Below are 14,599 nucleotides of genomic sequence, written 5' to 3'. Positions count from 1 at the left end.
CCCTCTTTAATATCCCAAAATCATATCGCTCAGTGCATTTCCGTTTGGAACCATTGGCATAACTAATTCATCAGGGTTAATAATGAATTCAATTACAGTTGGGCTATTTGTGTTTTGGTTTGCTTTTTCAAATGCTGCATGAATTTCTTCATTTCTGGTAACACGGATACCAACACCACCATAACTTTCTGCTAATTTTACAAAATCAGGTGAGTATGGAGGACAAAGACATTCCTGTCCATTGCATTTTCCTTCACAGGATTTGTGATAGCGCAGACATGTGCGGTAATAGTGTTTGTTATAAAAAACATTCTGGAACTGTCGAACCATTCCAAGATTGCCATTGTTAAATATACAGATAATAAGTGGAATCTCCTGGCAGGATGCTGTTGCTAATTCCTGCACATTCATTTGGAATCCGCCATCACCAGCTATGCAGATTACAGTGCGGTCTGGATTTCCAATTTTAGCGCCGATTGCAGCAGGGAGACCATATCCCATGGTGCCAAGGCCACCAGAAGTAAGAAGCTTGCGAACACCGTTCATTTCAAGATATTGTGTAGTCCACATTTGATGCTGGCCAACATCGGTTACTACGATAGAATCAGGATACATAACATTAAGTTCTTTAATAATAGCTGCTGGACATAAGCTATCGGATTCTTTCATGGATACAGGATGTTTCTGGCTCCATTCTTTAATCTGGGAAACCCAGGCTGCTGTATTATAAGTATCTGCCATTTTGGAAAGTTCCTTAATGGCTTCTTTTGCATCTGCAACAATTGGAATATCAACATGAATATTTTGGGAAATAGAAGCTGGATCAATATCAATATGTATGATTTTTGCACGTTTTGCGAATTCACTTAGTTTACCTGTGATACGGTCATTGAAACGTGTACCAATGGAGAATAGCACATCACAGTTACTAATAGCCATATTTGACGCATAGGAGCCGTGCATGCCCATGTTCCCAATAAAAAGAGGGTGCATAGTAGGCAGGTTTCCTTTTCCCATAATGGAAGATACAACAGGGATTTGTGTTTTTTCTACCAGCTCAGTAAATTCCTTTCCAGCATGTGCAATGGTGACACCGCCACCGATAAGGAAAAGAGGGCGTTTTGCTTTAGAAAGAGTGGAGATTACCTTTTTGAGCTGACCAATATGTACACTTGTATTTGGTTTATAAGAACGCATATTAATTGTGTCAGGGTAGATATCATCTCCTAATTCCAGCATAATATCTTTTGGCAAATCAATGACAACAGGACCCGGTTTTCCAGTCTGGGCAATATAGAAAGCCTCTTTGATAATACGGCCTAAATCCGCACGTTTTCGCACCGTTACAGCGTATTTGCAGATGTTGCGTACAACCCCTACGATATCAACTTCCTGGAAAGCATCATTTCCAATTAAGTTAGTAGGTACCTGACCCGTAAAGCATACAAGTGGGACACTGTCATAGGCTTTTACAAATAGTGCAGTTCCTTTTATTTTCATTGTGATTCCTCCTTCAAATATTTTTCTTGTGTAAAATGAAATAGCAAAGATTTGAAATGAAAAAAGCCCTAAGCTGTTATATAGCTTAGGGCGAAATGTTATTCCGTGGTACCACCTAAATTCAGAGAAATTTCTCTTCTCTCATCAATACGGACCAGTGTCGATATTGTTTTCCTGATAACGGTGGAAAGAACCGTTAAAGTCTACTAAAGATTGCTCTCGTTCAGTTTACTGCTCAAAGGCTACTTCCATATACCTTTCATAAAGATTTCCACCATCCATCTTCTCTCTGATATGTCTAATATATGTACTACTCCTCGTCACGGCATTTTCAAATAAACCTTTGTAAGAGTATAGCAAATTGAAAGAAGAATGTCAAATTGTAATTAGGAAGAATTGTATCCCGAATAAAAATACTATAAAGGTAAAGTTTATTACCGAGAATTTAATAACGTATTCTTTTACCTTATCTGGATTATGCTTCTTAAATTCACTAAATGTAATCAAGCTGGCTAAGGAAGCTATTAACGTACCGCACCCGCCGATATTAACGGCAGGAAGCAGGCTGGCATAGTCACTAGTAAAGTGTGAGAGCAGTACGGCACTAGGTACATTGCTTATAAACTGGCAAGACAAAATACTGAATAATAATGTATTCTTAGGCAGCAGGTATTCAAAAAATGTACTGACCGCTGGAATTCGTGCCATATTTCCACTGAATACAAAGAATACGCAGAACGTAGCAAGTAAAGGATAATTCACTTCCTTAATGCTGTTTTTGTCCAGACATAGCAAAGCAGAGATAATCACAACCGTTCCCCATATATAAGGGATTATTCGAAATACAATTAAGATGCTTGCAAGAAACAGTACAGAGTAAATTAAAGTTCTCTTTTTATCTAATGTATACTCTTTTTCATTTTTTAATGTAAGTGGCACTGGCTTTATAAAGAGGCAGCATACCACAATCAATACAGTTGCTGCTAAAAAGCTAGGCAGCATAATCTTAACAAACTCCATCGTATCAATTTTATAAAAAGAATATAAATATAAATTCTGCGGATTTCCGAAAGGAGTAACCATGCCGCCAAGGTTTGCCGCAATATTCTGCATAATAAAGGTAAATGCCATAGCTTGTCTGTTGTCTGTGCTGTTAAGGACGTAAAATCCAAGTGGCAGGAAAGTAAGCAGTGCCATATCATTTGCAAGGAGCATGGAACCGAAGAAGGTAATAAATACAAGACCTAGGGTTGCATTTCTTAAATTATGGAGCTTTAGAACTATATTTTTACTAAGGATTTCGAATACATGAATATGAGAAAATGTAGCGACAACAGCCAAGGTACAGAATAAAGTCGCTAATGTTCTCCAATTAAAATATGTGAGATAGGCTTTATCTATGGGAACAAAACAACAAGTAATAAGCATAGCCATTATTGCAATGGTGAGAACAAATTGTTCTTTAATAAACTGAATGCTCTTGGTTAGGACATTCTGTACATTTGTATTTTTTTTATTATTGTGTATTGGGATCGTAACAGTAGATGCATTTTGCTCTATGTATACATTGCTTCTCATAAGTAACCTCTTTCTTTGTTATTGATTAATATAGTACCAAAGATAGATTTTAGCAGAGTGAATAAAAAATGCAATATATTTAAGAGAAAAAATTGCTGGTTCTTCGATCTTGCCCATTACAAAGAGTAAATAATGTATGAACGGAAGCAAGATGGGAGATATATGAGTAAGAGCTGGATTTTGGAAAAAGTTTAAAGAAATACTTGTGTTCATATAGCCAGACACTTATCTATACATTGAAATCATTTTCAAAACATGATAAAGTAACCATAGCAAAATGCGTTATGATAAGTGATGCCTAAAAGACAAGGCACAAAGAAAGGTAGAGCATATGATTAGAGCAGAAAAACTATCTTACTCCTTTCCAGAGAAAGAGTTATACAATAAAATTTCATTTACCATAGAAGAAGGCCAGCATTGTGCATTTATCGGTGCAAGTGGAACGGGAAAAAGTACATTAGCCAATATTATTATGGAACCAGAACAATATCTGTACGATGGGAAACTCTTTATTGATGAGAACTGCCGTATTGGCTATGTAAGCCAGTTCGTACAGGTTGACAAGACACAGAATGTTACAGTGTTTGAGTATTTAAGTGAAGAATTCGTGACACTTCAGAATCAGATGAATGCCATTTGCAAAGAGATGGAGACTGCTGCTGAGTTTGAAGAATTAATGGAGCAATATCAGGTTGTATTAGATGCGTTTAATGCGATTGATGGAGATAATTATGAAAATAATATTACAAAGAAATTAAACTTAGCGGAGCTAAGCAAGCAAAAGGATATGCCAGTTTCTTCCTTAAGCGGTGGTGAATTTAAGTTAATACAGGTTATTAAGGAAATGCTGCCAGTTCCAGATCTTTTGATTATGGATGAACCAGACGTATTCTTGGATTTTGGACATTTGAATGCATTAATGAATCTGATTAATTTCCACAAAGGAACACTGCTAGTAATTACACATAACCGTTTCTTGCTAGATCATTGCTTTAATAAGATTCTTCACTTAGAAAATAAAGAGATGCAGGAGTTTGATGGCAGATATCTGGATTACAGCTTCTCGCTTTTGCAAATGAAGATTGAGAAACAGGAACTTGCAGCAGCAGATACAGAAGAAATAGAAAGAAACGAAAAACTTGTGGAACAGTTAAGAAAAGAAGCAGCTATTTTTACATCTGCCACACGTGGACGTGCCCTTCATGCAAGAGTTTCTTTTTTAGAAAGATTAAAAGCTAAAAGAATTAAAGAGCCATTTGTAGAAATCAAACAGCCTGAAATTCAATTTTCTGCAGGAGGAGAAATAGAAGAGGGCAATGTGTTAGAAGTTAAAGATTATAGTATTTCCTTTGACGAAATTTTATTAGAACATGTGACTTTTGAAATTGGTGCAAAAGATAAGGTGGCGTTAATTGGACCAAATGGGTCAGGTAAAACGACACTGCTTCGAGATATTTATAAACATGCCATTGAATCTATTATCATTCGGGAGAATACAAAGGCTGGATTCGTATCACAGCTTCAGGGAGAAATGCTTAATGAGGCCAACACTATTTTAGATGAGTTTCTGGATATGGGTTTTGCAGCAAATCAGGATGTGCAGAAACATTTAGAGAAGTTTGGATTTGAAGAGGAAGAACTGTATCAGAGAATCCGTCAGTTATCTGGTGGAGAAAAAAATCTGCTGCAGCTTGCTAAACTTAGTGCAGGAGAACAGCAGCTTCTAATACTGGATGAGCCTACAAGCCATTTAGATACTTACTCACAAGCAGCTTTGGAAAAGGCAATAAATGAGTATGATGGAGCTGTTTTAATGGTATCGCATGATTTCTACACCATTGCGAACTGTATGGACTATGTGCTTTTGATTGAAGATAAGAATGTTCGAAGAATGAGTATCCGAAAATTCCGTAAAATGATTTATGCAAATCATTTTAATAAAGATTATCTGGAAATTGAGCAGAAGAAAAAGAATGTGGAAATGAAGATAGAACTGGCTCTTAAAAAGAGAGATTACGAAAGTGCAAAGGTTTTAGCAGAAGATTTAGAAAAAATAGTGAAACAGATGTAAATAGATTAGTCTTCCTTGTATGTTTCAATATATACGAGGGAGAAGTTACAGGAACGATTGCGGAATGTAGGAATATAATATAAAGAATATATTTTAAGCAGGTTGCCATGGAAAAAATTAATTATGAAGCTGTGAAAACAGAGTTCAGAGACAGGATATCACCTATAAGTCCTATTATAGGTAGAAAGTACACCATTACCCATTCTGATGAAACGGCACAGTATTTTATAACTATAGGCAGGCATTATGCAGATGATAAAATGAACGTAATGCGAGATGAAGTACTCCTTACATATGAAAATACGGAAGCAGGTATGGTTTTAATGGGAGAAGTGCTTATTGATGGAGAAGGGGTCATAGGAAATGCTGATGGGAGAAATGAAATATTTCTAAGGGAAATACCAAAAGCATTGCAGGCAATTTGCTATGGAGACAGCAGACTGTTTCAGGCAAATCCAGAACTGGCTAAACTTCCAATTTTAATATGGTTTAAATCAGATAATCCTAAATTAAATAAACTGTATGATTTTGGGACAATGGAAGAATATTGCTAGAAAAGCTCCTTGGGAGTGCCTATGAGCATCTTCCAAGGGCTCTTTAGGAAAGGTGAAACTGCAGATGTTTAGGTAGGAGGCGTAAAGCCTCAGGCCTATGCAGAAGTGAGAAAAAAGGTGCAAGTTTTTTGGGTAGATATTTAGGAGAAAAGGTAGAACAGATTTTGTACAAGGTGATGAAAAATATGTATGATATGGAACTTTGCCATTTAACATGTTATAATGTTATAACATAGTATAGAAAAGAGTTATCTTGGAAAAAAGGAGGGGTAATTTTGTATAAGCAAAGAAAAGGTATTCAGGTATTTGTTATGGTGTTTGTTTTGCTTACACAGTTAATATCAAACCAGTCATTTGTTTATGCGGCTTCTAAGAAAGCGGCAGTGAAGAAACAATCCGTAAGAACTCTCACAGTTGATGATGATTTTATTCAAAAGGTTTACAAGAAAATAGTACAGAGGAGCAGCAGTTTTTCTATAAAATATAATGGGGACTGGAGAACTCTAAACGGGAATGGTTTAGATGTTATTCTAGATCGAGTATATGCAATAGACAATAAATCTACATCGGATGATTTTGATTATTTAAAAGAAAATGTTAAACAGTATTCGTTAAGGATTTCTACCAATGGGGTGACCTCTACTCTGACATTTAGCATTTCTTATCGTGAAACAAAAGAACAGACCCAGAAAGTAAACAAAACAATTAAGAGTAAATTAAATTCTATGAATCTGGATAAAGTAAGTGATTATCAGAAGATAAAGAAGATACATAATTTTATAGTAAACAGAGTTTCCTATGATCAGAAGTATACAAAATATACTGCGTATGATGCACTGTATAAAAAGGAGGCAGTCTGCCAGGGATATGCATTGCTCTTTTACAAAATGGCAACAGAAGCGGGGATTCCATGTAGGATTGTTACTTCAGCATCTCATGCATGGAATATTGTAAAACTAGAGGATAAATGGTATCACGTAGACGTAACTTGGGATGATCCGGTTTCTGATAAACCAGTATTACGTTACGATTACTTTTTAAAGGGAACGAAATCAATGGCAGATGTGCATGTGCTGAATCGTGAGTTCCAAACCAGGGAATTTCAGAAAGCATATCCTATCAGTAATACAGATTATAAGAAATCATAAATGAGAAAAAACGCTACAAGTTAGAGGCTTGTAGCGTTTTTGGATTTCACAGATACAAAAGGGGTGTCTTTGATATAAAAACGCCATAAAAAATCTTTTGCTTCTTCGGCATAATCAATACCTATACGTGTGGCAGCAACAATGTCCAGGGGATCTTCGTGTTCTGGGGCTTCTAGATATAGGGAAGAAGTCATCAGATTTTTTTTATTTTCATTTTTGGTAATTCCCATTGCAATGCAAAGCTTTCCGGGTCCATTGCATAAATTCTTCAATTTATCAGTTTTGCGTCTTTGCATCATAAGCTCAATGCCTTCTACAGGCTCTAATGCACGGATTAACACTCCTTGTGCAAGTCCCTTTGCATTGACTACCACATTCATGCAATGATACATGCCATAAATTAAATACACATAAGAAATACCGCCCTGTTCATAGAGAGCTTCTGTTCTAGGAGTAACTTTTCCACTATAAGCATGGGAACCTTTATCCAGAACTCCCATATAGGCTTCCGTTTCAACAATTCGGCATTTTGTAATTCCTTCTGGAGTTTCATGGATTAAATATTTGCCGAGGAGTTTTTTGGCAACCTGAATGGAATCCTCCATAAAAAAGTCTTGGTTTAGTCGATGCATTCATATCCTTCTTTCTGTATACAATGTAAAATGTTTTAGGTTAGCGGTTCATTTCGCTTTGGGGACCACTGGACTGGTGTTCCTCTATAATCTGGGAGATTTCACGGAAGCTTGTACATAATAGATCACCTGGAATTGTATTTTTTATGGAAGCGGCAGCATTTCCAAATTCCATTGCTTTTTTGCAGTCCATGTCAGAGGATAGAAGGCCATAAAGTGCTCCTGAAATATAGGCATCTCCACTGCCAATCCGGTCGATTACATCAATATTACGGTAAGGGTCTTCTTGATAGTATGTATCTGTCTGGGCATTATATACGATGGAGCCAAAAGTATGTGATTTTGGACTGTGTACAATACGCTGGGTTGAAGCAACTACAGAAATAGGATAATCTTTTGTGAAAGATTTCATGATTTCTTTTGCGTTTCCTTTTTTTAAGAAAGTAAGCCTTGCAGTATCTTCTGAGCAGAAGAAAATGTCCACGTAAGGAAGGATTTCCTCAATACAGGATTTTGCCTGGGCACCTGTCCATAAATTTGCTCTGAAATTTACATCAAAGGAAATGAGAGCACCGTTTTTCTTAAAACGCTTTATCATTTCAACGGCCGTATTTCGTACATTTTCGCATAAGGCTAGTGTTATGCCACTAGTATGGAAACATTTTGTGCTTCTATAAATTTTATCTGGAATATCTTGTATATTAAGAGAATTAATGGATGAGTAGAGCCGGTCATAGATGACATTTGGCTTACGTGGATATGCACCATTCTCGTAATAATAAATTCCCAGCCTTGCTTCTTTTGAAGTATCATTTATAAGAAACTCGTCACTGACTCCAAGAGAAGAAGCTTCATGGCGGACAATAGTTCCGATATCGTGAGCAGGTATTTTTGATATAATGCCAGTATGTAAACCAAGAATAGAAGAACCAGCAATTACATTGAATTCCGCACCACCTACTTGTTTTTGGAAAATGTTTCCTCTTGTAAGCCGTTCATTTACGGGAGCCGAAAGCTTTAAAAGCAATTCACCTAAAGCGAGGATATCATACGTTTTTTCATTTTTTTTCATAACAGTTTCCTTTCATTTATTAACAGTAAATATTTTATACAATGTCTAGTAAAAGTTTATGTTAAATATAACCACTTGTCAATGTGTTAGGAATATGTTATAAGAGATAAACAGGGAAAAGTTAAATTTGTCCAAATCCACGAGAAAAGTAATATTTAAAACTGATTTGGGAAATCTAGAAATTAGTATAAGAAAAACGAATTACAGTTTGTTTATGATTTGTTTAAGGAGGCATAAATATGAAAGAATTTACTTACACAATTACAGATCCAGATGGCATGCATGCAAGACCAGCAGGTGCATTAGTGAAAACAGCAGGCGAATTTAAAAGCAGTATTCAAATTGGAAGAGATGGAAAATTCGTAGATGCGAAAAGAATTTTTGGTATTATGAGTTTAGGTGTTAAGGCGGGAAACGAAATCACTCTTAAAGTGGAAGGTGATGACGAAGATACTGCAGCTGCAGCTTTAGAAAAATTTTTCAAAGAAAATATGTAACACTAGAGGATGGCGGCAATTTTCATAGAGAGTATTGCCGCTTTTGGAGGTAAAAATGAAAGTATATAATGGGAAAAGCGTCTTTGGTGGAATTGCCATTGGTAAAATCTCTGTGTACAACAAAGAGCAGCAGCAGATTGAAAGATATCATGTAGAGGATGCAGCAGCAGAAGTGGAACGTTTTATGCGTGCTAAAGAAACAGCTGTAAATCAGCTAAAGGCTTTGTATGATAAAGCACTTGCTGAGGTTGGTGAAGCTAACGCCATGATTTTTGAAGTTCACCAGATGATGCTGGATGATTTAGACTACAATGATTCTATTACAAATATGATTGAGACTCAGAAAGTAAATAGTGAATATGCGGTAGGCGTAACGGCAGACAACTTTGCACAGATGTTCTCTTCTATGGATGATGACTACATGAAAGAGCGTGCAGCAGACGTTAAAGATATTTCAGAAAGACTTGTGACAGTATTATCTGGTGGAAACGGAGAGGGAAATAAGTTTTCAGAGCCTGTAATTATTTTAGCAGACGATTTAGCACCGAGTGAAACGGTACAGCTTGATAAAGATAAAGTACTTGCCTTTGTTACTCGCCAAGGATCAAGCAATTCTCATACTGCAATTCTTGCTAGAACTATGAGTATTCCAGCTTTAATTGGTGTAGATGTAGAGACTGATGGAGCATACAACGGTGTTAAAGCAGTTGTAAATGGCTTTACAGGAGAATTTATTATCGAACCTGATCAGGAAACAGAACAGAAGATGGAAGAAAAACGTCAGGAAGAATTAGAGAAAAAAGTTCTTTTGCAGCAGATGAAAGGGCAAGGGAATGTGACTTTAGATGGTCAGACTATAAATTTATATGCAAACATCGGAAATGTAGAAGATGTTGCTAGCGTACTTCAAAATGATGCAGGGGGAATTGGATTGTTCCGAAGTGAATTTCTATATTTGGAATCTAATGATTACCCTACAGAAGAAGAACAATTTGCAAAATACCGTCAGGTAGTAGAAACCATGCACGGAAAAAAGGTTATTATCCGTACTTTAGACATTGGTGCAGATAAACAAGTTGATTATTTTAATATGGATAAAGAAGAAAATCCTGCACTTGGATATCGTGCGATTCGTATCTGTTTAGATAGAAAAGAGATTTTCCGTACGCAGCTTCGTGCGTTGTTTCGTGCTTCCGCATTTGGAAAATTATCAATTATGTTCCCTATGATTATTTCTGTAAATGAAGTAAGGGAAATTAAAAAGATGGTTGAAGAAGTGAAAGCGGAATTAAAAGAGCAGGGAATTGCTTATTCAGATGATGTAGAACTTGGTATCATGATTGAAACTCCTGCATCTGTTATGATAAGTGACATGCTTGCGAAAGAAGTGGACTTCTTCAGTATTGGAACAAATGATTTGACTCAGTATACACTGGCAATTGACAGGCAGAATCCAAAGCTAGATCCAATCTATGATCCGCATCATCTGGCAGTACTTCGTATGATAAAAACGGTTGTGGATAATGCACATGCCAATGGAATCTGGGCTGGTATTTGTGGGGAATTAGGAGCAGATCCTGAATTGACAGAAACATTTTTAGCAATGGGACTAGATGAATTATCTGTTTCACCAAGTTTGATTTTAGGTCTGAGAAAAGCGATCCGCAGTACTGACGTAAGTAAGGTAAAAGAAGAAGTTCTGGCTAAATTTTAATTATACTCAGAAAATTTTCGAATAGAACAAAACGTGTAAAATTAATTCTTTAATTTTGCACGTTTTTTTTATGAGTACATAGATTAATATTGACCTTACTTCAAAGGTCAAAATGAGAAAGGAGTATTTGCCATATGAATAATAAACCTTGTGGATGTAACAGAAATATGGGGAGTAAGGCAGGGGTAGCAAGAATGCCTAGATGTATGGCTATGAAGCCAGCGTGCAATTCCTGTAAAGCAGGTAACTGGTCTGATGATAAGAGTGATTGTACTTGTAATGTTATGGGAACTGAGAACAAATGTAATGCAGTTTATACAAGAAATGATGATTATGCTTGTGGCATGATGGCAGGAGAAAGAAGATGTGATTGTGCTTGCAGCATGCAAAAGGAAAGAAAATGTGATTCTGTTTGTAACATGGCTAGAGAAAGAATGTGTGATGCAGGCTGTAGTACAGACTGGGCAAAAAAATATGAAAGTAGCTGCAGCAGAAATTATGACAATGCTTATATGGCACATCGGAAATACAGAAAATGTGATAAAGGCTGTGAATTAACATTTGGTGAAGAAGTAGATGAACTTCCGGTAGGAATGGCTTATGTTCCTTATCAGGAATGGGATTGCAATGTTTCTAATGCATGCCAGGGATTGTATGACGGAACCATTTTCCCAGAATTAGTTAAACCTTTTGTATGCACTTACTGTTATGAAGAAAGGAGCTGTCGCTAATTATGAATGAAGGATGTCGCAAGCAGTTATTAGAGTTTATCTACCAGTTAGATTTTGCAGTAGATGACATTGTACTTTATCTGGATACTCATCCATGTGATGAAAAAGGCCTAGAGTATTACAAAGAGTATAAAGAACTTCGTCAGGAAGCAATTGACGAATACACCAAGTATTTCGGTCCTATTACAAACGAAAATGTAGTTGGTTGTGATTATTGGAATTGGGTCAAAGATCCATGGCCATGGGAAGGAGAATGTTAGTATATGTGGAATTATGAAAAGAAGCTGCAATATCCAGTAAATATAACGAAATGCAATCCTCAGATGGCACAGGTTATTATGAGCCAGTTTGGTGGACCAGATGGTGAATTGGCAGCATCTATGCGTTATTTATCACAGCGTTATGCAATGCCTTATCGTGAGGTAGCTGGAGTTTTAACAGATATCGGAACAGAAGAACTTGCACATATGGAAATCGTCAGTGCAATTATATATCAGTTAACCAAAGACTTGTCTCCAGAAGAGATTAAAAAATCTGGATTTGACAAATATTATGTAGATCACACAACAGGTTTATGGCCACAGGCTGCTGGCGGCATTCCTTTCAATGCATGTGAGTTCCAGAGCAAGGGAGATCCGGTTACTGATTTATTTGAAGACTTAGCTGCTGAACAGAAAGCACGCTCCACATATGATAACATTTTACGTCTCATCAAAGATCCTGAAATATGTGATCCTATTAAATTCCTAAGAGAAAGAGAAATTGTTCATTTCCAAAGATTCGGTGAATCCTTAAGAATGGTACAGGAAAAATTAGACTGCAAGAACTTCTATGCTGTAAACCCAGCTTTTGATAAGCTTTGTGCTTGCGAAATGAATAAATAAAGTGTCAAAATGAAAGTGCTATAACGAATGGGAGAGGTTCGTTATGGCACTTTTTTGAATAAAAAATTGCGTAATGTTTTATTCAAAAAAATGTTACAATAGTAAAAAGACTTAAGGAGGAAGAGTATGAAAAAAGAGAAACTAAGAGGAATATTCCGAGCAGGGGTTTGTTTAGCTGCTAGTCTGATGGCCGTTATGATTGGAGTGTATCTGCTAGGAGCAATAATAGGCAGAGAAAATATAGATTCAGCCTTGAACGGCCACCTGATTCAAAAGGACCCGGTTAAGGGAGCTTTTTTTAGCTGTATGATAAGTATGACACAAAATGCTGCATTTATTGGTACCACTATTGTATTGGCTAGGTTAGTCTGGAAGAAAACATGTTTGGATTTGGGGTTTACTTCCTTAAGAAAAGACTGGAGGGAGCTTGTTACAGGAATTGTGTTAGGAAGCATATCTATTACATCTGTTTTTCTTATCCTGCTTCTTACAGGAAGTATAAAGATTATTCCGTTTCATGGATTACAGGAAAAACAAGTCAGGATACTTTTTCTGTACTTTTTATCTTACATATTCGTTGGATTTGGAGAAGAAACCTTTAGTCGTGGCGGACTTATGCTTGCCTTAAAAGAGACAAAAAGCAAGCTGCTGGTTTTAGGAATTCCAGCAATCGTTTTTGCTTTACTGCATATATCCAATAATGGAGTTACGATGCTTGCAATTGGAAACCTGATTATTTTTGCTTTACTAGCAGGATACTGTTTTTACAAATCGTGTTCTATCTGGCTGCCCATAGGATTTCATATCTTTTGGAATTTTATGCAGGGAAGCATTTACGGTTTAGAGGTAAGTGGGCTGGATAACAGTTCACTATTAGAAGCAAAAGTGGTGAAGAAAACGGTATTAACAGGAGGCAAATTTGGTCCTGAAGGAGGAGTAGGAGCAACTATTAGTCTGGTTCTGGCTTTTCTCTATGTTATAATTCATTATAGGAAGAAAACAGAAGGAGAATTTTTTCATGAATAGAAAAATAGATACCCACTAGGGCAAGAAAGATTTGCACATAAACAGCGAACGCTCCTGGGTGTGGCAAAGAGCGGGCCAGTTCTTTATGTAAACTGCATAAAAACACTGGCTATAATTCTGATAAAAACGCTCATGTAGATTTGTACATCAGAAAAAATATAGAAAAAACCCTTTAAATTACTGGTTTACCCTATTTTTCGACACGTGTTTTTCCTGCTATGCTATAATCTTGATAAATCAAACGAACAAACAAACAAATGGAAATGTAACCGAAGTCTTGCGGAACAGGACAGGAGGTCGGAGTCTAAGGGAGGTAGGTTATTTCAAATGAAAGGTATGTGAGTATTATGAGGAAATATGTTGAGAAAACGATGAACCAGTATTTAGAGGAAAAATTCGCCCAGTATGCAGATAACACGGCAATGATTTATCCAGAAGGAAATGTTTCTTACACCTTTAGAGAACTGCAGGAAAAGGTAAATACCTTGGCAAAAGGACTTATCGCAATCGGCGTACAGAAAGAAACTCACGTAGCATTATTAGCACCAACTAGTCCAGACTGGATTTTATTCTTCTTAGCAACGACCAAACTTGGAGGTATTCCAGTTTGTTTAAACGATAAAAATACCATACAGGAAATCAAATCTTTAGTACAGCATTCTGATAGTACTGTTCTTGTTACTTCTACCGAAAGTTTAGGCAATTTCTATGACACATCCCTATTTGATACCTTAGATAATGTAATTTTCTTAGAAGAAACAAACTCCCAGGATTCCAGAATCATGGATGTGGAAACATTAGTTGATCTTGGTAAAGATGTAGCAGATGAAACAGTTTCTGAATATGTAGCAAAGACAAGTCCTGATGACTGCTTGATGTTCCTATATACTTCAGGAACAACAGGAAATCCAAAAGCCGTTATGTTAGGCCAAAGCAGAATTTTAAATAATGTCTTAACTTTCATTGATAATTTCGGATATGATGAACATGATAATGTATTGTCCGCACTTCCTCTATTCCATGTAATGGGCTGCCTGTTTACAGCAATGTTAGTGTTTATGGTAGGTGGAAGTTTAGTGTTGACTAAGAAGTTCTCCACAAGAAGAGCTTTGGAAGTTATTCAGGACTATAGGGTAACCAGTTTCCATGGAGTACCAACCATGTACCAGTTCATGTTAAATTACTGTGCAGA

The 14,599-nt window shown here is 36.6% G+C and carries 13 protein-coding genes, 1 pseudogene and 1 other annotated feature; of the genes and pseudogenes, 10 read left to right on the top strand and 4 right to left on the bottom strand.

Features of this window, described 5'->3' with window-relative positions:
* Window positions 1-6: 6 nt before the first annotated feature.
* Window positions 7-1,533, bottom strand: a pseudogene (ilvB, locus tag BMY85_RS11355) (biosynthetic-type acetolactate synthase large subunit); the annotation flags it as partial.
* Between the two features lie 50 nt (window positions 1,534-1,583).
* Window positions 1,584-1,833: a binding site (T-box leader), on the bottom strand.
* Window positions 1,834-1,875: 42 nt separating this feature from the next.
* Window positions 1,876-3,078, bottom strand: coding sequence for an SLC13 family permease (locus BMY85_RS11350; RefSeq protein ID WP_092478398.1), 1,203 nt, complete (start codon window positions 3,076-3,078; stop codon window positions 1,876-1,878).
* Between the two features lie 331 nt (window positions 3,079-3,409).
* On the opposite strand from BMY85_RS11350, the gene BMY85_RS11345 reads away from it, so the two are divergent.
* The 3 genes from BMY85_RS11345 (at window position 3,410) to BMY85_RS11335 (ending at window position 6,851) form a co-directional block, all read left to right on the top strand.
* Window positions 3,410-5,149, top strand: coding sequence for an ABC-F family ATP-binding cassette domain-containing protein (locus tag BMY85_RS11345; RefSeq protein ID WP_092478397.1), 1,740 nt, complete (start codon window positions 3,410-3,412; stop codon window positions 5,147-5,149).
* Window positions 5,150-5,256: 107 nt separating this feature from the next.
* The gene (locus tag BMY85_RS11340; protein WP_092478396.1) at window positions 5,257-5,703 is read left to right on the top strand and encodes a staygreen family protein; all 447 of its coding nucleotides are present in this window, start codon (window positions 5,257-5,259) and stop codon (window positions 5,701-5,703) included.
* 275 nt (window positions 5,704-5,978) lie between these two features.
* Window positions 5,979-6,851, top strand: coding sequence for a transglutaminase domain-containing protein (locus BMY85_RS11335; RefSeq protein ID WP_092478395.1), 873 nt, complete (start codon window positions 5,979-5,981; stop codon window positions 6,849-6,851).
* 20 nt (window positions 6,852-6,871) lie between these two features.
* On the opposite strand, the gene BMY85_RS11330 is transcribed toward BMY85_RS11335, so the two are convergent.
* Together BMY85_RS11330 and BMY85_RS11325 are read right to left on the bottom strand one after the other, a co-directional pair.
* Window positions 6,872-7,483, bottom strand: a complete 612-nt coding sequence (locus BMY85_RS11330; RefSeq protein ID WP_092478394.1) for a DNA-3-methyladenine glycosylase — start codon at window positions 7,481-7,483, stop codon at window positions 6,872-6,874.
* 40 nt (window positions 7,484-7,523) lie between these two features.
* Entirely contained in the window at window positions 7,524-8,555 is a 1,032-nt protein-coding gene (locus BMY85_RS11325) for a sugar kinase (RefSeq protein ID WP_092478393.1), read from the bottom strand.
* A 239-nt stretch (window positions 8,556-8,794) separates the two neighbouring features.
* Between BMY85_RS11325 and BMY85_RS11320 the strand changes: the two genes are divergently transcribed.
* The 7 genes from BMY85_RS11320 to BMY85_RS11290 all read left to right on the top strand — a co-directional run.
* Complete coding sequence (locus BMY85_RS11320; protein WP_092478392.1) at window positions 8,795-9,052, top strand: HPr family phosphocarrier protein; 258 nt, start codon at window positions 8,795-8,797, stop codon at window positions 9,050-9,052.
* A 55-nt stretch (window positions 9,053-9,107) separates the two neighbouring features.
* A complete protein-coding gene (gene ptsP, locus BMY85_RS11315; RefSeq protein WP_092478391.1) occupies window positions 9,108-10,766 on the top strand; it encodes a phosphoenolpyruvate--protein phosphotransferase in 1,659 nt (552 codons plus the stop codon).
* Between the two features lie 134 nt (window positions 10,767-10,900).
* The gene (locus BMY85_RS15925; RefSeq protein WP_092478390.1) at window positions 10,901-11,497 is read left to right on the top strand and encodes a spore coat associated protein CotJA; all 597 of its coding nucleotides are present in this window, start codon (window positions 10,901-10,903) and stop codon (window positions 11,495-11,497) included.
* Between the two features lie 2 nt (window positions 11,498-11,499).
* Window positions 11,500-11,757 (top strand): spore coat protein CotJB, encoded by a 258-nt coding sequence (locus tag BMY85_RS11305; RefSeq protein WP_092478389.1) that lies wholly within the window; start codon window positions 11,500-11,502, stop codon window positions 11,755-11,757.
* 3 nt (window positions 11,758-11,760) lie between these two features.
* Window positions 11,761-12,381: a manganese catalase family protein gene (locus BMY85_RS11300; protein ID WP_092478388.1), complete on the top strand. Its 621-nt coding sequence runs from the start codon at window positions 11,761-11,763 to the stop codon at window positions 12,379-12,381.
* A gap of 126 nt (window positions 12,382-12,507) precedes the next feature.
* Window positions 12,508-13,407 carry a CPBP family intramembrane glutamic endopeptidase gene (locus tag BMY85_RS11295; protein ID WP_092478387.1) on the top strand — a complete coding sequence of 300 codons (900 nt, stop codon included), beginning with the start codon at window positions 12,508-12,510 and terminating at the stop codon, window positions 13,405-13,407.
* A gap of 347 nt (window positions 13,408-13,754) precedes the next feature.
* The coding region (locus BMY85_RS11290) for an AMP-binding protein (RefSeq protein WP_143066370.1) at window positions 13,755-14,599 on the top strand (845 nt) is incomplete at its 3' end.

Source organism: [Clostridium] polysaccharolyticum, from assembly GCF_900111595.1.
In the GTDB taxonomy this organism is placed as follows: Bacteria; Bacillota; Clostridia; order Lachnospirales; family Lachnospiraceae; genus Clostridium_AI; species Clostridium_AI polysaccharolyticum.
This window is presented reverse-complemented; position numbering and strand designations above follow the sequence as displayed.